We start from the raw sequence: 18,758 nt of genomic DNA, 5'->3' as shown, positions 1-18,758 counted from the left end.
CCCGCCCGACACCCCCGCCGCCCGCGGCGGGGGTGTCGGGCGGCGGGGGGTCAGCAGATTCTGGGGAGTTGTTCGCCGATCGGGAGGTCCACCACCCGGGTGCCGCCGAGGGCGGTGCGGGCCACTACCAGGCCCGGGTGGGCGTCCACGGCCTCGCCGACGACCGTCGCGCCGCGGCCCAGCGGATGGGCGCGCATGGCCGCCAGTACGGCCTCGGCGTGCTCGCGCGGTACGAAAGCCACCAGCTTGCCCTCGTTCGCCACGTACAACGGGTCGAGGCCGAGGATGGCGCACGCGTTGGCGACGGCGGCGGGGACCGGGACGGCCCGCTCGTGGATCACGACGCCGGTGCCCGAGGCGGCGGCGATCTCGTTCAGTGAGGCGGCCAGCCCGCCCCGGGTGGGGTCGCGCAGGACGTGCAGGTCGGGGGTGACGGCGAGCATACTCCGGACGAGACCGCCGAGGGCGGCGCAGTCGCTCTCGACGTCCACCCCGAACTCCAGGCCCTCCCGGACGCTCATGATCGCCACTCCGTGGAGGCCGATCTCCCCGCTGACGATCACGACGTCACCCGGCACGACGCGCTCCGGCCGCAGGTCCACGCCGTCGGGGATGATCCCGATGCCCGCGGTGTTGATGTAGACACCGTCACCGTGGCCCGCCTCGACGACCTTGGTGTCACCGGTGGCGATCTCCACGCCCGCCGCCCGCGCCGCGGCGCCCATGGCCTCGGCGACACGCGCCACCACGGACATCTCCACCCCCTCCTCCAGGACGAAGCCGCAGGACAGGTACGCCGCCTGCGCCCCGCTCATGGCCAGGTCGTTCACGGTGCCGTTGACCGCGAGGTCCCCGATCGAGCCTCCGGGGAAGAAGAGCGGGCGCACCACGTAGGAGTCGGTCGAGAAGGCCAGCCGCACGCCGCCGAGGGTGACGGCCGCGGAGTCCCCCAGCCGGGCCAGCACGTCACCGCCGAAGGCGGGGGCGAACAGGTGCTGGACCAGCTCCGCGGAGAGCGCGCCACCGCCGCCGTGGCCCATCACCACGCGCGGGCGGTCGCGCAGCGGAGCCGGGCAGGTCCAGCCCGTGATGTCGAGGGCGGGGGTGGTCGCGGTGTCAGACAACGGGGCTCGCCTCCAGCGGGATGGTCGCGGCGGCGGGAGCGGTCCCCAGCTCCAGCCGCCGGTAGAGGTAGTACGCGGCGCAGGCCCCCTCACTGGAGACCATGGTGGCGCCGAGCGGGCTGCGCGGGGTGCACAGAGTGCCGAAGGCCTCGCACTCATGGGGTTTCAGCAGCCCCTGGAGCACCTCGCCGCTGCGGCACTCGGCGGGCTCACGGGTGTTGATGCCGCTGACCGAGAAACGGTGCTCGGCGTCGAAGTCGCGGTAGCGGGCGGACAGCCGCCACCCGCTGTCCGGGATCACGCCGATGCCCCGCCAGGCCCGGTCGGTGACCTCGAAGACGTCCTCCAGCATCGCCAGGGCCGCCGGGTTGCCCTCGGGGCGGACGGCGCGCGCGTAGGCGTTGTCGACGGTGTGCTCGCCGCGCTCCAGCTGCCGCACGGCCCGGCGTACGCCCTCCAGGATGTCCAGCGGCTCGAATCCCGTGACCACGATGGGCACCCGGTGGCGCGCGGCCAGTTCGGGGTACTCGCTCACGCCCATCACACTGCACACGTGCCCGGCGGCCAGGAAGCCCTGGACGCGGCAGCTCGGCGACCGCATGATCGCCTCGATCGCCGGGGGCACCCGGACGTGGGAGACGAGCAGGCTGAAGTTGTGGATGCCGAGCTTCTTCGCCTGGTGGACGGTCATGGCGTTGGGCGGGGCGGTGGTCTCGAAACCGATGCCGAAGAACACCACCTGGCGCTGCGGGTTCTCCCGGGCGATCCGCAGGGCGTCGAGCGGGGAGTAGACGACGCGTACGTCGCCGCCCTCGCTGCGCACCTGGAAGAGGTCGCGGCCGGTGCCGGGCACCCGGAGCATGTCCCCGAACGAGCAGAAGATCACGTCGGGTCGGGAGGCGATCTCCAGGGCCTTGTCGATGACCTCCAGCGGGGTGACGCACACCGGGCATCCGGGACCGTGGATCAGCTCGACCTGTTCGGGCAGGAGTTGGTCGATCCCGTGCCGGATGATGGTGTGGGTCTGGCCGCCGCACACCTCCATCAGGGCCCAGGGGCGGGTCACGGTGGCATGGATGTCGTCGAGCAGCCGGCGGGCGAGGGCGGGGTCCTGGAACTCCTCGATGTACTTCACAGCCGGCCTCCTTCTGCCCGGGCGTGCCGGGATGCGGCGGCCTCCGCCGCGGACGGCCCGTCGGCGGACGGCCCGTCGGGGGACAGCCCGTCGGCGGACGGCCCGTCGGCGAAGGGCCAGGGGGAGTCGGTGCCGGCCTGCGCGGCCGCCTGCTCCCACGGGTCGCCGAACTCCTCCTGCAGCATGCCGAGTTCCTCGAAGAGCGCGAGGGTCTGCCGGGCCGACTCCTCGTCGAGGCGCTGCAGGGCGAACCCCACATGCACGATGGCGTACTCGCCGACCTGGAGGTCCGGCAGGTACTCCAGGCACACCTCCTTGTGCACCCCGCCGAAGTCGACGGTAGCCATGCGGGTGCCGTCCTTCTCCCCGATGTCAAGCACTCTGCCGGGTACCGCCAGGCACATGGGCTTCTCCTTGCTGTGGGTGGTCGTGCGGTGCGGCGGCGGCCGCCACCATGAGCTGGCCGAGGGACAACCCGCCGTCGTTCGGGGGGACCCGGCCGTGGCGCAGGACGGTGAACCCGGACGCCCGCAGCGTGCGGGCGCACGCGGAGGACAACAGGGTGTTGGCGAAGACGCCGCCGGTCAGCGCGACGGTGTCCAGGCCGTGCCGCTCGCGCGCGAGTCCGCACAGCTCGACGACGAGGGCGGCGACACCGGCGTGGAAGCCGGCGGCGATCGGCCCGGCACCGGTGCCCGCCCGTACGTCGGCCACGACGGCCGCGAGCAGCGGCGCCGGGTCGGCGACGACCGGGCCGGTGCCGGGGTCGGGCGGGACGCGCAGCCCGAAGGCGTAGCCGGGGCCGGCGGCGCCCGCGGCGAGGGCCGCGGCCTCCAGTTCGATCGCGGCCTGTGCCTCGTAGCCGGCGTGGTGGCAGACGCCCGCCAGGGAGGAGACGGCGTCGAACAGCCGCCCCATGCTGGAGGTCGGCACGCAGTTCAGGCCGCGCTCCAACTGGCGTTCCAATACGCGCAGTTCGTCGGCCGGGCAGGCGGCGACACAGGGCAGGTCCGGGGTCCGGGCCAGGCCGGCCGCCCGCAGGTGGGCCAGGGCCATCCGGTACGGGCGGTGCACGGCCGCGTCGCCGCCGGGCAGCGGCACGTAGCCGAGGTGGGCGAACCGGGTGTACCCGGCGTAGTCGGCGAGGAGGACCTCGCCGCCCCACACGGCGCCGTCGTCGCCGTAGCCGGTGCCGTCGAAGGCGACGCCGATCACCGGGTGTTCGCCGTCCAGGCCGTGTTCCGCCAGGGCCGAGGCGATGTGCGCGTGGTGGTGCTGCACGCGGACGAGCGGCCGGGTTCCGGCGGTGCGCAGCGCCCACCGGGCGGAGCGGTAGCCCGGGTGGCGGTCCGCCGCGAGGAGTGCGGGGCTGACGCCCGTGATGGACTCCAGCTGCCGCTCGGCGCGTTCGAGGGCGTACTGGGTGGCGAGGTCGTCCATGTCGCCGATGTGGGCGGACAGCCAGGCCTTGCGCCCCTCGCCGAGGCAGAAGGTGTTCTTGAGGTCGCCGCCTGCGGCGAGGGTCGCGGGGACGGGCCGGGGCAGCGTCATCGGCAGCGGGGCGTAGCCGCGGGCGCGGCGTACGGTCAGCGTCTCGCCGTCGCAGACCCGCACCACGGAGTCGTCGCACGGCACGTGGATGGGGCGGTCGTGGGTGAGCCAGGCGTCGGCCAGGCCGGCGAGCCGCTCCAGGGCCTCGCCGTCGTCGGTGACGATGGGCTCTCCGGCGAGGTTCCCGCTGGTCATGACGAGCAGGCGGGGACCCGGCGGGTCACCGGGCAGGCCGAGCAGCAGGTGATGGACGGGGGTGTACGGGAGCATCACGCCGAGGTCGGGACAGCGCGGGGCGACGCCCTCGGCGAGTACGCCGAGCGCACCACCCCCGGGGTCCGCGGCGCCTCGGCGGCGCAGCAGGACGATGGGGCGTACTGCGCCCTGGAGCAGGGTGCGCTCCTCGGGGCCGATGTGTGCGTACTGTTCGGCGTCCGCGAGGTCCCGGGCCATCAGGGCGAAGGGCTTGTCCCCGCGGGCCTTGCGGCGGCGCAGCTCGGCGACGGCGCCGGGGTGGGTGGCGTCGCAGGCGAGGTGGTAGCCGCCCAGGCCCTTGACGGCCAGGATCGCCCCGGCCGCCAGGAGCCGGCGGGCCCCGGCGACCGGGTCCTCGTCCGGGGTGCCGTCCGGGGTCTCGCCGGGGGGCCGTCCGGTGAGCAGGGTCAGCCGGGGGCCGCAGGCCGGGCAGGCGACCGGCTGGGCGTGGAAGCGGCGGTCGGCGGGGTCGCCGTACTCGCGGGCGCAGTCCGGGCACATGGGGAAGCGGCTCATGGTGGTGTGGGCACGGTCGTAGGGCAGCCCGGTGACGATGGTGAACCGCGGCCCGCAGTGGGTGCAGGTGATGAAGGGGTGCCGGTGGCGCCGGTCGGCGGGGTCCGCGAGTTCGGCGAGGCAGTCGGCGCAGGTGGCGACGTCCGGGGAGACGAGCGTGCGGGCGGGGCCGCCGGTCCGGGAGGCGACGATGGTGAATCCGGTGCCGCCCGCGACGGGGACCTCGTGGTGGTCGACCGCGTCCACGACGGCCAGGGGCGGGGCGTCCGCCGCGAGGTGTTCGCAGAACAGGGTCACGGCGGCCGGTGCGCCCTCGACCTCGGCGACGACGCCCTCGGGGGTGTTGGTGACATGCCCGGCGAGGCCGAGCCCGGTCGCGCGCGTGTAGACGTAGGGGCGGAAGCCGACGCCCTGGACCACGCCGCGGACGGTGACGCGGCGGCGCTGCACCGCCTCCATCAGCGGGTCTGTGCGGCGGGCTCGGTGTGCGGGGGCCGCTGATCGTGGTCGGGGCCACCGGTACGGCTGTGCGGGTGAACAGGCCCGTGGTCGTGGTGGTGATGGTGGTGGCCGGACCCATGGTCGTGATCGTGATCGTGGCCGTGCAGGTGTCCGTGTCCGTGGTCGTGGCCCTGTGCCTGCTGCCGGCGGGCCATCACCGGGGTGTGCGTCCCGGCGCCCGATCCGGCCGCCAGCGCCCGGTCCAGCAGGATGCCCAGGCCTCCGCCCGCGCGGGCCGATGTCATGATGATCTCCACGCCGGGATTCACCCGCTCGACATTGGCGCGGAAGGCGGCCTCGTCGAACTCGACGGCCCGCGCGATGTCGGTCTTGGTGACGACCACCAGCTGCGCGAGTCCGAACGCGGTCGGGTACTTCAGCGGCTTGTCCTCGCCCTCGGTGACCGAGGCGAGCACCACGCGCAGCGTCTCCCCCAGGTCGTAGCTCGCCGGGCAGACCAGGTTCCCCACGTTCTCCACGAAGAGGATCCGGGTGTCCTCGGGCAGCCAGCCGTCCAGGTGCCGGCCGAGCATCCCGGCCTCCAGGTGGCACAGCCCGTCCGTGAGCACCTGCTTGACGGGTACGCCCGACCGGGCGAGCCGCAGCGCGTCGTTCTCGGTCGCCAGGTCCGCGGTCAGCGCGGCGACCGCCACCCCCCGTTCCCGGGCGAGGAGCAGTTCGCGCTCGAGGAGTGCCGTCTTGCCGCTGCCGGGGCTGGAGAGCAGGTTGACCACCGTCGTACCGCGGGCGGTGAGTCCGGTGCGCAGGGCCCGGGCGGCGCCGTCGTTCTTGGCGAGTACCGCCTGCCGCAGATCGACCACTCGGCACATGGTTCAGGCCTCCTCGGGAATCGGTTCGCGGGTATGGGCACCGGCCGGGCCGTCGTCCCAGCGGACGCTGAGGATCTCCAGCTCGCGGCCCGACAGCAGTTCGACGTCGGTGGCCCTGTCGCATGCGGGGCAGCACAGCTCGGGGGGCATCCCCACGGCCCAGGTGCGGGGGCAGGTCGCGCAGCGGGCGTGGGCCGCCACGGTTTCGGTGACGAGTTCGGCCCCTTCGAGGACCGTTCCGGCGCAGGCCAGTTCGAAGCAGAAGGCCAGGGCGTCGGGCACCACTCCCGCCAGCTCGCCCACCTGGAGCCGTACGGACGTGACGGCGTGCGCGCCGCCCGCCCTGGCGGCCTCTTCCACCTGGCCCACGACGGCCATGGCGATCGACATCTCGTGCATCGGTCTCCGTCCTGCCGGGGCTCATTACACCGGCGGGGCGGGGGTGCGGCGGGCGGGCACGCCGGTGCGCCGCACCCCCCGTACGCCGTTCGGCGGGGGGTGCGGCGGCAGCGGGGTCACATGCGGCGCATGTGCAGATAGCGCCTGATGTCGGGGAGTACCTGCACCAGGACGGCGGCCAGGGCGGCGACGGCGGCCCCGCTGATGACGGCCTTCTTCATGGGGTTCTCCTCAGTTCGCGGCGGGGTGCGCCGGCTTCGTCGGGGGCCGGAGGGTCGAGCAGGTCCAGGGCCATGCGCACGGCCCGCGGTACGGCTGCGGCCACGGGTGCGCTCAGTCCGATGCCCTCCTCGACGCGGGCCGGTTCACAGCCGAGGACCAGCGTGCGGCGCGGAGGGGTGGCGCCGGTCCCGGCGCACAGGGTGCCCAGCAGGGCCAGGACGGTGTCGGGTGACATGTGGTGGCCGTCGAGTACGGGGCCTTCGCCGGGTCCCGCGGCCGGTGTGCCGGGTGACGCGGCACCGGCTCCGGAACCGGCACCGGCTCCCCTGCCCGCCTCGGCCTCGGCCTCGGCCTCGATGAGGTAGAGGGTGCCCGGTTCTCCGCCGCGGGCGGTGGCGTCGACCAGGACGAGCGTGTCGTAGCCGTCGAGGAGCTGGTAGGCGAGGTGGACCCCGCGCACGCCGAAGTCCACCACCTCGACCCCGTCGGGCAGCGGGTGCGCGGCCAGGGCCCGTACGGTCTCCACGCCGAAGCCGTCGTCGCCGAGGAAGACGTTGCCGATGCCCGCGATCAGGATCCTGGGGTTCACGCGTCCTCCAGCGGGGTGACCTCGTCGGGCTGGAAGTAGAGGAAGCGGCCCTGTTCCCGGCGGATGTCGGCGCCGGGGTCGTCCTCCACCGTGACGGCGAGGTGCACTCCCCCGTCGACGTCGTGCAGGACTGCTTCGACGTGTGCGGCGCGGCCGTGGAGGAAGAGGTCCTGGGCGTCGGTGCGACGCGGTCCGGGGCGGAGCAGGACCCGGCTGCCGGGGCCGACCGGGGTGCCGTCGACGCTGATCCGGTCGCGGGCCGGGTCGGCGGTGCCGGCCCGGGCGGGGTCCCACCAGGGTGTGTCGGGCCTGAACACGGCTTCCTCGTCGGGGATCTCGGTGATCTGTTCCGGCCCGTCCGGGCCGGTGACCTCGCGCAGCGAGCGCACCGCGCCGTGCAGCCGTTCCAGGACCTCGGGGGGCAGGGAGTCGGCGAGGTCGATGACGGCGGCCGCCCGGGCGTCGGTGCCGCGCGCCTCGCGTTTCTCCTGCTCGGTCAGGGCCGCCGTGCGCAGGGCGAGGATCTCGTCGATCTCGGTGGCGTCGTACATGGCGCCCGCGCTCTCGGGGGCGATGGCCGGGTGGTCCTCCAGGATGATCGGGGAGGACAGGACCACGTCGGCGCGGCCCGCCCCGCCGGCGAGCACCGGCCAGGTGTGGCGATTGTCGCAGGCGGCGACGGCCTCCCGGGCCCATTCGGGCGGGTCGGTCATCGACAGGAAGGAGCCGGAGTCGAGGCCCAGCAGGAGGTGGGCGGCGACCAGTGAGCGGGGCAGGGCCGCCTCGCGGTCGGCGTCGGCCGCGGCCGCCGGGGTCCACGGGCTGGTGTTCTCCACGACGGCCGTGAGCCGGAACACCCGGTAGGCGCCGTCGAGTTCCACGGCGCGCAGCCGCAGGACGCCCTCGATCGCCTCGGTGCGCCGCACCAGGCGGCCCGCCGTCCGCCCGTCGGTGTCGAGGACGGCCTCGGTGTCGTCGCGGGCGGGGCGGGTGAACGGGACGGTGATGCCGTCGCCGGTCAACTCGGATACGGGGAAGGAGAGTTCGACGTGTTCCTCGGTTCCTTCGTCCCAGGGGACGAGGACCCGGTCGGCCAGGTGCAGTTCATCGGTGTCGGCGAAGCCCCCGTCGTCCAGGGCCCGCTGGACCGTACGCCGCTGCGCGTGCAGGAAGCGCAGTTCCAGGGCGAGTGTCGCGTCGCCCCTGGGTTCCATCAGGACCTCGGTCCGCTGGAAGGCGTGTTCGCCGTGGGCGGGCCCCCATGCGGGGGGTACGAGGACCCCGAACTGCCAGCGCAGCCGGTTCTTCGCGGCGGAGGCCCGGTAGGGGTAGAGGACGTACCCCTCCAGGAGGACGGCGTCGGCCACCTGCCGGGCGGCGGCGAAGCGGGGGTCCGCGGTGGTGGCCGTGGTCACGGGGAGGTCCTCTCGGTGAGGCGCGGACGCAGGGCTCCCGGCCGGACGGCTCCCGGCCGGGGCGGGGGCGGCCGGTCCGGGCCGGCCGCGTCCAGCAGGGCGCGTACGGTCGCCTCCCAGGAGGCGAGCGCGTGGCGGGAGCGGTAGGCGAGCAGTTCGGCCATCAGGTCCGCGGGCAGCCTGAGCCAGCCGCAGCCGGGGAAGTGCTGCTCGACCATCTCGCGCCAGACGGCCACGGGCATCCGGCAGGTGGCTTCGCGGTCCCAGGGCACCGGCTCGACCCGGAAGCCGCCGTCACCGGCGAACGCGGTGCCGGAGAACAGCATCAGCAGCGGCACCTCGCCGTCCCGCAGGGCTTCGAAGTACCGGGTCGCGGCGATGTCCATGTCGTAGGTGCAGGGCACGACCAGGTCCGTCTCGGTCTCCCCGGTGAAGCCGGGCACCATCACCGACACCTGGGCGAACTGCACCGGCTGGAGCGTGGTGCCCCACCGGGAGCGTTCGCCGAACAGGTCCGCGAGGCCCTCGGCCTCGGCGGGGCCGTAGCCGCGCCTGGCCGGTTCGATGCGGATCTGGCAGCGCAGGGCCATGGCGTGCACGCGGGTGTCCTGGTCGGCGGTGACGCGCAGCCGGAAGACGAGGGTGGGGCCCGCGGCGTACGGGTCGGCCCGCACGCCGGTGACGGAGAAGCCGAAGCCGGTCATGAGCGCTCCCCCGCGGGCGTGACGGGCCTGGCCCGCCGTTCGACGTCGTCGAAGAAGGCGCGGAGCGCGGCCCGCGCCTCGGCTCCTCCGTCGAAGCCCTGCCACAGCGTCCGCATGCGGCCCACCAGTTCGTAGCAGGCGTCCACCGGCACCAGGTAGCAGCCGGAGCGGCCCTCCCAGCGGTGCACGAGCAGCGCCTCCGTGTCGGGTTCGAGCATCGCGGCGAGCGGCGCGCCGTCGAGGACCTGCTGCCAGGTCTGCGGGTCGAGTTCGCTCTCGGTCGCCCCGGCCGGGCTGGGATAGAGCGCGACCAGCCGGTCGAGTGCGGCGTTGCGGAAGAAGAAGGCGACGCCGACGGGGATCTGGAGCCGTTCCCACAGCCCCTCGTCGAGGTGGTGGCCCGGGTCGGTCAGGTACCGGTCGGGGACCGCCCGGTAGCGGCCGGTCCGGGTGCCGGGCCGGTCGAACAGCAGGGAGCAGGCGGTGCAGGCGCAGACCAGCGTCCGCTTCTCGGTCTCGACGAGGTGGCGGTGCCCCTCCGGCGGCACCGCCACCCCGCACAGCTCGCAGGTCTCGGGCCGGGGCGGGCGCGGGCCGGTGAACCGGCGCAGCCCGCGCGGGCCCCCCGCACGGACGGCGGGCCCGCTCACGGCACCCGCGCCGGGCTGTGCGGCCGGGTGCCGATCTGCAGGAGTGCGGGCTGCGGGGCGGGGGCGGGCTCCATCTCCACGCGCGTCACCTCGGGGGCGAAGCAGGTGAGGGTGTCCTCCAGGGTGCGCCGGGCGGCCTCCTCACCGCCGGGGCCGCAGCCGCAGCCGGTGGGGGCGGCCGCGGGGCGCAGCCGCAGGATGCCGGTGCTCTCGTCGAAGCCGAGCAGTTCGACCGGGTCGGGGGCGCCGGCCAGGGCGCGGGTGATCCGGGTGTGCACGTCCTCGGGGTGCAGGCCGTGCAGGGAGAGCAGGCTCGCCACGAGTTCGTCGTCCGCGGCCGCCGCGAGCGGGGCGTCGCCGAGCTTCGCGGCGATCCGGGCGAGCCCGGCTCCGTAGAACTCCATGAGGACCCGCACCAGTTCCTCGGCGGCCTCGCACGCCTCGCGGTCGCCGGTGGCGGCCAGCCGGTCGAGGACCTCCTCGACGCGGCGGCCCGCCTCCCGGGCGTCGACGGCCGCGCTCATCCGCCCAGTCCGCTCAGGCCGGTGGGGACGTGCATCGTCTTCACCGTCTTGCCGCCGCCGACGTACATGTGGACGCCGCAGGGCAGACAGGGGTCGAAGCTGCGCACGGCGCGCATGATGTCGATGCCCTTGAAGTTCTCCGGGGTGTTCTCCTCGAAGATCGGGGTGTTCTGCACGGCGTCCTCGTACGGTCCGGGCGTGCCGAAGGTGTCGCGGGTGCTGGCGTTCCACGGAGTCGGCGGGTAGGGGTGGTAGTTGGCGATCTTGCCGTCGCGGATGACCATGTGGTGCGAGAGGACGCCCCGGACGGCTTCGGTGAAGCCGACGCCGATGGACTCGTCCGGCACCTCGAACTTCTCCCAGGTCTGGGTGCGCCCCGCGCGTACCTCGGCGAGGCCCATCTCGGCGCAGTGCAGGGCGATGGCGGCCGCGTACGCCTGGAAGTAGGTGCGGGCGCGGTTGCGTTCCAGCGCGTTGCTCCACTTCGGGATCTTCCACTCGAAGCGGGTCTCGGGCTTGGTCATCGTGCGGGGCAGGTTGATGACGACGCTGTGCCCGGTGGCCTTGACGTAGCCGACGTCGACGAGGCCGGACAGGGCCGTGGACCACAGGCGGGCGATGGGGCCGCCGCCGGTGTCGAGGGCGAGGTGGTCCTTGCCGTCGAACCAGCGCGGGGACATCACCCAGCTGTACTTGTCGTCGAAGTTCCGCTTCTGCGGGGCCGGGATGGTGTGCTGGTTCCACGGGTGGCGGGGGTCGACCGGGTTGCCGAGCGGGTCGTGCGTGACGAACTGCTCCTTGCCCTCCCAGTCGTCGTAGTACGAGCTGCCGAGCAGGATGCGGATGCCGAGGTTGATCTCGGTGAGGTCGTTGGTGACGAGTTTGCCGTCCACGACGACGCCCGGGGTGACGAACATCTTCCGTCCCCAGTCGGTCATGTTGGCGTAGGTGAAGTCGCAGTGCTCGGGGTCGTTGAGGGCGCCCCAGCAGCCGAGCAGCACCCGGCGGCGGCCGACCTCCTCGTAGCCGGGCAGGGCCTCGTAGAAGAAGTCGAAGAGGTCGTCGTGGAGCGGGACGACGCGCTTCATGAACTCGACGTACCGCATGAGGCGGCTCATGTAGTCCGTGAAGAGCTGGACGGAGGCGACGGTTCCGACGCCGCCCGGGTAGAGGGTGGAGGGGTGCACGTGGCGCCCCTCCATCAGGCAGAACATCTCGCGCGTGTAGCGGCTGACCTGGAGGGCCTCGCGGTAGAACTCGCCCTCGATGGGGTTGAGGGAGCGCATGATGTCGGCGATGGTGCGGTAGCCGTGGTCGCCGGCGTGCGGGGCCTCGGTGCGCTCGGCCAGTTCCAGGACGCCGGGGTTGGTCTCGCGGACCATCTTCTCGCAGTAGTCGACCCCGACCAGGTTCTCCTGGAAGATGTTGTGGTCGAACATGTACTCCGCGGACTCGCCCAGGTTGATGATCCACTCGCCGAGGTGCGGCGGCTTCACCCCGTAGGCCATGTTCTGCGCGTAGACGGAGCACGTGGCGTGGTTGTCACCGCAGATCCCGCAGATGCGGCTGGTGATGAAGTGCGCGTCGCGGGGGTCCTTGCCGCGCATGAAGACGCTGTAGCCGCGGAAGACCGACGAGGTGCTGTAGCACTCCGCGACGCGCTTCTGCTTGAAGTCGATCTTCGTGTGGATGCCGAGACTGCCGACGATCCGGGTGATCGGATCCCAGGCCATCTCCACCAGGCCGCTGCCGTCGCCGGCCGCCTTCGTGTTCGGTGCCATCGTGTCTGCCGTGACCCTTCTTCGGTGCGTTCTGGGCGTTGTCTGCGGGGGTGGGCGGAGGGGGCGGAGCCGAGGGGTGTCACCAGGGCGGGCGGTAGCCCGTGGTCAGGCTGCGGCCGGTACGCCGCCACTTCGGCTCCTCGTCCACGGTGTGGGCGGTGACGGCCCGGAGCTTGCGGATCACCGCGCCGTACGCCCCGCTCGCGGTGACGGAGAGCTTCGCGCCGGGGGGCTCGTCCATGAAGGGCATGAACTTGTCGGGGAAGCCGGGCATGGTGCAGGCGATGCAGATGCCGCCGACGTTGGGGCAGCCGCCGATGCCGTTCATCCAGCCGCGCTTGGGGACGTTGCACTTCACGACGGGACCCCAGCAGCCCAGCTTGACCAGGCACTTCGGGGAGTCGTAGGTGTGGGCGAACTGGCCCTGCTCGTAGTAGCCGGCGCGGTCGCAGCCCTCGTGGACGGTCGCGCCGAACAGCCAGGTGGGGCGCAGCTTGTCGTCGAGGGGGATCATCGGGGCCGATCCCGCCGCCTGGTAGAGCAGGTAGGTCAGGGTCTCCGAGAAGTTGTCCGGCTGGATCGGGCAGCCGGGCACGCACACGATGGGGATGCCGGCCTGCGACTTCCAGTCCCAGCCCAGGTAGTCGGGCACGCCCATGGCGCCGGTCGGGTTGCCCTCCATCGCGTGGATGCCGCCGTACGTGGCGCAGGTGCCGATGGCGACGACGGCGAGCGCCTTGGGGGCCAGCCGGTCGATCCACTCGCTGGTGGTGATGGGCTGGCCGGTGGCCGGGTCGTCGCCGAACCCGCACCAGTAGCCCTCGGGCTTGATCGACTCGTTGGGGATCGAGCCCTCGACGACCAGGACGAACGGATCGATCTCGCCGCGCTCGCCCTTGAAGAACCACTCGATGAAGGTGTCCGCGCCGCCGACCGGGCCGCATTCGAAGTCGATCAGGGGCCAGTGCACGGCGATCTTGGGGAGACCCGGCAGGGTGCCGGTGACGATCTCCTCGATGCTCGGCTGCATCGCGGCCGTCAGGGACACGGAGTCGCCGTCGCAGCTCAGACCCGCGTTGATCCAGAGGATGTGGATCACGGGGTCTTCGACCGGGTCCTTCGTCACTGCGGCCATGCGCTGCCTCCTCGGGGAGGGGATCAGGGTGTGAGGGGGGACGTGAGGCGGTCTGCCTCGGCCCCACGTTTCTTGCTAACAGCTGCCGGGGCCGGGCGCCGCGTCTGATGCGGCCAGTCCAGTGACGCCGGAGCCGGAACCGGAGCCGGAGCCGGAACCGAAGCCGGAATCGGAGCCGGAATCGGAATCGGAGCCGACGCCGGATCCTGTGCCGCGGCGGTCCGCGGTAGCGCGGCGGTCCGCGGTAGCGCGGCGGTCCGCGGTAGCGCGGCGGTCCGCGGTAGCGCGGGCCAGGTGGGCCGGGGTCGCGGCGGGGCACTCCTTGCGCACGAAGGCGCGGCGCAGGTCGTGGTAGGGCGCGTCGGGGTCGAAGAAGGTCCGGCGCATCCGTGCCAGCTCGGCGGCCCGGTAGGCGGCGAGCGGGCGGCGAGCCTCGTGCATTTCGCGTTCGGCCTTCTTCGCGGCGATCCGGGAGGCGGTGGCGGGCAGGGCGGCCAGGCGGTCCGCGAGGCATTCCGTCTCGCGGGAGAAGTCCGCGGGTGCGCAGTCGACCGTACGGTCGACCAGCCCGACCCGGTGCGCGGCGGCGGCCCCCAGGGGCAGCGCCTCGGAGGTGAGGCGCACCGCCAGGCTGGCTCCGACGCGGCGGGGCAGCGTGTAGGTCCAGTACTCCGAGCCGAACAGCCCCATCAGGCGGTAGTGCGGGTTCAGAACGACACCGGAACGGCACCAGACCTCGTCGGCGGCGAGGGCGAGCATGACCCCGCCGGCGGCGGCGTTGCCGCCGAGGGCGCTGACCACGAGACGGTCGGTGGTGGACAGCACCGCTTCGACCAGGTCGTCCATCGCGTTGATGTTGGCCCAGGACTCCTCGGCGGGGTCGTCGGCGGCCTCGATGACGCCCAGGTGGATGCCGTTGGAGAAGAAGTCACGCCCGCCGCCGAGAACCAGGACGGTGGTGGGGCGGGTACAGGCGGTCCGGTACGCGTCCAGCAGGCGGCGGCAGTGCGCGGTGCTCATGGCGCCGCCGGGGAAGGAGAACGACAGGAAGCCCGTCCGCCCCTCCTCGTGGTAGCCGATGTCGGACCAGGCGGGCCGGTACGGGCCGCCGTCCGGCGGTGCGGGGAGTTCGGGCAGCGGGGGCAGCCGGTCGCCGAGGGCGAGCGTCGCGGGGAGCCTCGGCGCACCGGCCGGCCGGCCCGCTGCGCGGGGGGCGCGCAGCTCGGGGATCCAGACGGCCCCGTCGGCCGTGGCCCGGCAGACCGCGCCGGCCCGGGTGGCGAGCAGTTCGCCGGGGTGGCCGCGCAGGTCGTCCTCGCGGTGGCCGCCGTGCAGGTACCAGTCGGAGCCGAGCAGGTGGTCGCGTACGCCGGGCTGCGAGTCGGCGGCGCGCAGCACGCGCAGGACGCGTTCGGTGCCGTCGGCCGCCCAGTCGATGCGGCGGCCGTCCTGGCGCATGAACGGGCGGGCCCGGCCGCCGGCCTGAGGCTGCGGGACGTACGTACCGGAGGCGAAGCGCTCCACGGCGAGCAGGACGGCCTCCAGTGCCGCGTCGGCGATCTCGCCGCGGTAGAGGTCGCTCTTGCCGACGGGGGGCACGGGGCAGTCGGCCGCGGCCCAGACGTCCCCGGCGTCCATCTCGGCGTTGGCCTGCAGCACGGTGACGCCCCAGCGGGTCTCGCCGTCCTGGACCGCGTGGTCGAGGGAGGAGGGGCCGCGGTCACCGACCGGCCCCGGGTGGACGACGAGACAGGTGTACGCGGCCCAGACCTCCTCGGGGATGGCGGTGCGCAGCATCGGCGCGAGGACGAGGTCGGGGTCGTGGCGCCGTACGGTGTCGGCCAGGGGGACGTCGGGCAGGGCCAGTTCGACCGCCACCCGGTGGCCGTGGTCGCGCAGCTCGGCGTGGACCCGCTGGGTGAGGCTGTTGAACGCGCTCGCGACGAGCAGAACGAACACATGGTCTCCCGGCGGCGGCGGCCCGGGGCCCCGCCGCCGGGGCGGCGCCGGGCCTGATCGGCGGCTGGTGACCGGAGCATGACCGGCCGCCTGCGATGCTCGTCCCCGCGGGGCGGGGGGTGGCCGAAGCGGAGCGGCGATGTCACCCGAAAGCGCACCGGGGGGAGCCGCTCGGCTTACACCGCTGCCCCTGCGGGGTGGCTCGGCGGGTTTGCTCTGCGGGGGTCCGGCCGGAGTGTACGGCTGGGGCGGGTACGGGCGTGGTGCGGGTCGGTCGGGGGGCCGGGCAGGGGTGTCTCCTCGGCTCGGCGCGTGCGGCCCTGGCCCGGCCAGGCGGCTCTGGTCGCGCCTCGTCCTGCGGGGACACCCCTCCCCGTCCCCCCTCCACCAGTACGAGCCGGTGGAGGGGGCGGGGTGCTGTCCGGGCGGCGTGCCGCAGGGCGGGGTACGGGCGTGGTGCGGGTCGGTCGGGGGGCCGGGCAGGGGTGTCTCCTCGGCTCGGCGCGTGCTCCCTTGGCCCGGCCAGACGGGCTTGGTCGCGCCTCGTCCTGCGGGGACACCCCTGCCCGTCCCCCCGCCGGCGGTACGGGCCGGTGGGGCGGGGACACGGCGGAGTGTCCCCGCAGGACGAGGCGGGACCTGGGCCGACTCGGCACGACAAGGCCGCACGCGCCGAGCCGAGGAGACACTCCGGCGGGGCACCGCCCCACCCTGTGCACCACCGCCCAGCCGGAACACTGGCCACCCCGGCGGGAGCCGAAGGGTGCACTCCTGGCCGGCACATCCAGCCCCGCCGGCGATTGAGGCGCGGGGTCCGGGGCGGAGCCCCGGTACACCCCCGGCGGAGCCGAGCCCCGGCGCCGAAGCCCCACCGCCGGGCCCGGCGAAAGGCTAGGTCCGGTCTTCCATGCCGATCGCCTTCTGGAGGGCCTTGTGCGCCTGGCCCCATTCGCCCTCCTGCTGTTCCAGCAGGGCCGCCGCGATGGCGTCGAGTTTGACCTGGATGGCGTGTTCCGCCCGGCGTTCGGAGTTCTTCAGCAGGGCGAGCAGGAGCAGGGCCACCGCGCTCATCGCGTCGCCGACGAGGTGTTGCCAGCTCGTGTCCAGATGGGCCAGGTGGACCACGAGGAAGGCCGCCACCAGCAGGACGCAGAAGGCGGAGAAGAGAGGGGAGCTGGTGAAGTTCGACGCCAGTTCCGCGAGCTTTTCGAACCGCCCGAGCTCGTTCTCGCCGCCCTTCTTCGCGGGGTGCTCAAAGGTCATGCTTCACGCCTGCCCGCTTCCGGCACCCCGAACCACCCGGTTCGTCCGCTTGTGCCCGAACAGCCCATCCCGGCGCCGAGAAGATATCGCGCCAGGTTGGCAGGATGCCCCCGGGCCGCGCGATCATTTTCACTCGGCGAGTTTCAAACACGGTCACCCCCGGTCCGGCCCCGCCACCTCCCCGACGGGGCGTCCCACTCCCCTCCTTTCGGCCCACCGAAATTGGCCGAAACGATTCGAGCGGGCCGGAATTCCGGACAACATCCGGCCATTCAATGCGAGTTGACCTCACAGCAACGGTCAACCTAAGGTTTGGACCAGTTCTGATCCAGCTCCGGCTGTTTTTCGTGCCGTACTCCGTCGCAGGAGCCACCGCCCTGAAGGCCGGTGCGAGCATCCGATCCGGCACTGAATGAGGCTGAGAATGCTTGACGAATCATTGCCGCCCGCCACCCCGGACCAGTTCCACCACGAGACGGTGGTCGACGCCGTCCGCGCGCACGCGGAGCGCTTACCGGACCACCCGCTGTTCACCTTCCTCCCCGACGGCGACGAGGCCGAGCCCCCGCTCACGTTCGCGGCGCTCGACGCCCGGGCGCGGGCCGTCGCCGCGAGCCTGCACGCCGCGCGCGCGGAGCCCGGCGCCCGGGCGCTGCTGCTGTTCGAGCCCGGCCAGGAGTTCGTCGTGGCGTTCTTCGGCTGCCTGTACGCGGGGGTCGTCGCCGTGCCCACGTACCTCCCCCACCCCTCGCAGCGCGCGCGGGGGTTGCTGCGACTGGCCGGTATCGCCGAGGACGCGCAGCCCGCGGCCGTCCTGACGACGGCCGGGATCCAGGCGGCCGTCGAGACGACGGCGCGCTCCGTCCCGGAGGTCCGGGAAACGGTCTGGCTGGCGGTCGACACGATCGCCGAGGGGGCCGGGACGGACTGGTCCGCGCCGTCGCCGGAGCCGAAGTCCGTGGCCTTCCTCCAGTACACCTCCGGTTCGACCGGCCGGCCGAAGGGGGTGATGGTCACGCACGGCAACCTCACCCACAACAGCGACTTCATCCGTACGTCCCTCGGAATGGACGGGTCCACCGTCGTCGTGGGGTGGCTCCCGCCCTATCACGACATGGGGCTGATCTCGATGATCATCGTTCCGGCAATGATGGGAATCCATTCCGTTTCCATGCCGACCGTGGCGTTCCTGCAGAGCCCGGTGCGCTGGCTGCGTGCGATATCGACGTACCGGGGAACGCTTTCCGCGGCCCCGAATTTCGCCTTCGACCTGTGCACGCGAAAAGTGACCGACGAGGACCGTGCGAGCCTGGATCTTTCTTTCTGGCGCGTCGCGACGAATGGCGCCGAGCCCATTCGCGCCGATTCGATGCAGCGGTTCTCCGAGGCATTCGCCGCCACCGGATTCCGTCCGGAAACCATCGTTCCGGTATACGGGCTCGCCGAGAGCACGCTGCTGGTGAGCGGCACACCGGTCGACCGGCCCTGGGTGTCGCGGTCCTTCGACGAGGACGCACTCGAACACGGGACCGCGGTGAGCGTGCCCGCCGACAGCCCGGAAGCCCGCGTCCTGGTCAGCTGCGGCACCAGCCCGGCGCTGGACGTGGCGATCGTCGACCCGCGGGCGCGCACACGGTGCCGTCCGGGTCAGGTCGGTGAGATCTGGGTGGCGGGTGACAGCGTCGCGGCCGGCTACTGGCAGCGGCCCGACCTGACCCGCGAGGCGTTCGAGGCGACGCTCGCCGACGGCGCCGACCAGGGCCCGTACCTGCGCACCGGGGACCTGGGCTTCCGCACCGAGGACGGGCTCTTCGTCTGCGGCCGCATCAAGGACGTCATCATCGTGGGCGGCCGCAACCACCACCCCCACGACATCGAGCGCACCGCCGAGAGCGCGCACCCCGCGATCCGCCCCGGCTGCGTCGCCGCCTTCGGCGTGACGGCGGACGGCACGGAGGAGGTGGTGGTCGCCGCCGAACTGCGCCGCGGGGCCGACGACGGCACCGGCCCGGAGGCCCGGCAGGGCGTCGTGAACGCCGTGCTGCGTGCCGTGACCCAGGAGCACCGGCTGACCGTGCGCGAGGTCGTCCTGCTGCCCGCCGGGACCCTGCCCAAGACCTCCAGCGGCAAGCTCCAGCGCCGCGAGACCCGGAAGGAGTACCTGGCCGGCCGGTCACCGTGGAACGCGCAGCGGCAGCACTGATC

17 protein-coding genes are annotated in these 18,758 nt (G+C 73.3%); 1 reads left to right on the top strand and 16 read right to left on the bottom strand.

The features are described 5' to 3' along the window. Positions 1–50 precede the first annotated feature (50 nt). The 16 genes from hypE to NRK68_RS27440 form a co-directional block, all read right to left on the bottom strand. Positions 51–1,124, bottom strand: coding sequence for a hydrogenase expression/formation protein HypE (hypE, locus tag NRK68_RS27510; protein ID WP_308296307.1), 1,074 nt, complete (start codon positions 1,122–1,124; stop codon positions 51–53). Beyond that, on the bottom strand, positions 1,117–2,259 hold the full coding sequence (gene hypD, locus NRK68_RS27505) for a hydrogenase formation protein HypD (RefSeq protein WP_257857063.1): 1,143 nt from the start codon (positions 2,257–2,259) through the stop codon (positions 1,117–1,119). Before hypD ends, hypE begins: the two co-directional genes overlap by 8 nt. After that, a complete protein-coding gene (locus NRK68_RS27500; RefSeq protein WP_373023787.1) occupies positions 2,256–2,663 on the bottom strand; it encodes a HypC/HybG/HupF family hydrogenase formation chaperone in 408 nt (135 codons plus the stop codon). The genes hypD and NRK68_RS27500 overlap by 4 nt, the downstream gene beginning before the upstream one ends. Continuing rightward, positions 2,632–5,040, bottom strand: coding sequence for a carbamoyltransferase HypF (gene hypF, locus NRK68_RS27495; RefSeq protein WP_257857062.1), 2,409 nt, complete (start codon positions 5,038–5,040; stop codon positions 2,632–2,634). The genes NRK68_RS27500 and hypF overlap by 32 nt, the downstream gene beginning before the upstream one ends. After that, on the bottom strand, positions 5,040–5,912 hold the full coding sequence (gene hypB / locus NRK68_RS27490) for a hydrogenase nickel incorporation protein HypB (RefSeq protein WP_257857061.1): 873 nt from the start codon (positions 5,910–5,912) through the stop codon (positions 5,040–5,042). The genes hypF and hypB overlap by 1 nt, the downstream gene beginning before the upstream one ends. 3 nt (positions 5,913–5,915) lie before the next feature. Further along, positions 5,916–6,311 (bottom strand): hydrogenase maturation nickel metallochaperone HypA, encoded by a 396-nt coding sequence (gene hypA, locus NRK68_RS27485; RefSeq protein ID WP_183069218.1) that lies wholly within the window; start codon positions 6,309–6,311, stop codon positions 5,916–5,918. Positions 6,312–6,427: 116 nt separating this feature from the next. Continuing rightward, positions 6,428–6,532 carry a DUF6893 family small protein gene (locus tag NRK68_RS36970; RefSeq protein ID WP_373023784.1) on the bottom strand — a complete coding sequence of 35 codons (105 nt, stop codon included), beginning with the start codon at positions 6,530–6,532 and terminating at the stop codon, positions 6,428–6,430. Next, entirely contained in the window at positions 6,529–7,122 is a 594-nt protein-coding gene (locus tag NRK68_RS27480) for a hydrogenase maturation protease (protein ID WP_183069219.1), read from the bottom strand. Before NRK68_RS27480 ends, NRK68_RS36970 begins: the two co-directional genes overlap by 4 nt. Continuing rightward, positions 7,119–8,537 (bottom strand): hypothetical protein, encoded by a 1,419-nt coding sequence (locus tag NRK68_RS27475; protein ID WP_183069220.1) that lies wholly within the window; start codon positions 8,535–8,537, stop codon positions 7,119–7,121. Before NRK68_RS27475 ends, NRK68_RS27480 begins: the two co-directional genes overlap by 4 nt. Beyond that, complete coding sequence (locus NRK68_RS27470; RefSeq protein WP_257857060.1) at positions 8,534–9,241, bottom strand: DUF6084 family protein; 708 nt, start codon at positions 9,239–9,241, stop codon at positions 8,534–8,536. The genes NRK68_RS27475 and NRK68_RS27470 overlap by 4 nt, the downstream gene beginning before the upstream one ends. After that, a complete protein-coding gene (locus NRK68_RS27465; protein WP_257857058.1) occupies positions 9,238–9,891 on the bottom strand; it encodes a DUF5947 family protein in 654 nt (217 codons plus the stop codon). Before NRK68_RS27465 ends, NRK68_RS27470 begins: the two co-directional genes overlap by 4 nt. Continuing rightward, entirely contained in the window at positions 9,888–10,415 is a 528-nt protein-coding gene (locus NRK68_RS27460) for a NifU-related iron-sulfur-binding protein (protein WP_183069223.1), read from the bottom strand. Before NRK68_RS27460 ends, NRK68_RS27465 begins: the two co-directional genes overlap by 4 nt. After that, entirely contained in the window at positions 10,412–12,196 is a 1,785-nt protein-coding gene (locus NRK68_RS27455; RefSeq protein WP_183069224.1) for a nickel-dependent hydrogenase large subunit, read from the bottom strand. Before NRK68_RS27455 ends, NRK68_RS27460 begins: the two co-directional genes overlap by 4 nt. A gap of 79 nt (positions 12,197–12,275) precedes the next feature. Then, a complete protein-coding gene (locus NRK68_RS27450; protein WP_183069225.1) occupies positions 12,276–13,331 on the bottom strand; it encodes an NADH-quinone oxidoreductase subunit B family protein in 1,056 nt (351 codons plus the stop codon). Between the two features lie 75 nt (positions 13,332–13,406). Continuing rightward, positions 13,407–15,290 carry an enoyl-CoA hydratase-related protein gene (locus NRK68_RS27445; RefSeq protein WP_257857055.1) on the bottom strand — a complete coding sequence of 628 codons (1,884 nt, stop codon included), beginning with the start codon at positions 15,288–15,290 and terminating at the stop codon, positions 13,407–13,409. 891 nt (positions 15,291–16,181) lie between these two features. Continuing rightward, positions 16,182–16,553 (bottom strand): low affinity iron permease family protein, encoded by a 372-nt coding sequence (locus tag NRK68_RS27440; protein ID WP_183069227.1) that lies wholly within the window; start codon positions 16,551–16,553, stop codon positions 16,182–16,184. 424 nt (positions 16,554–16,977) lie between these two features. Here NRK68_RS27440 and NRK68_RS27435 point away from each other — a divergent pair, with 424 nt between their 5' ends. Next, on the top strand, positions 16,978–18,756 hold the full coding sequence (locus NRK68_RS27435) for a fatty acyl-AMP ligase (RefSeq protein ID WP_257857054.1): 1,779 nt from the start codon (positions 16,978–16,980) through the stop codon (positions 18,754–18,756). Positions 18,757–18,758: the final 2 nt, after the last annotated feature.

The sequence above is a fragment of the Streptomyces yangpuensis genome (assembly GCF_024666385.1).
In the GTDB taxonomy this organism is placed as follows: Bacteria; Actinomycetota; Actinomycetes; order Streptomycetales; family Streptomycetaceae; genus Streptomyces; species Streptomyces yangpuensis.
This window is presented reverse-complemented; position numbering and strand designations above follow the sequence as displayed.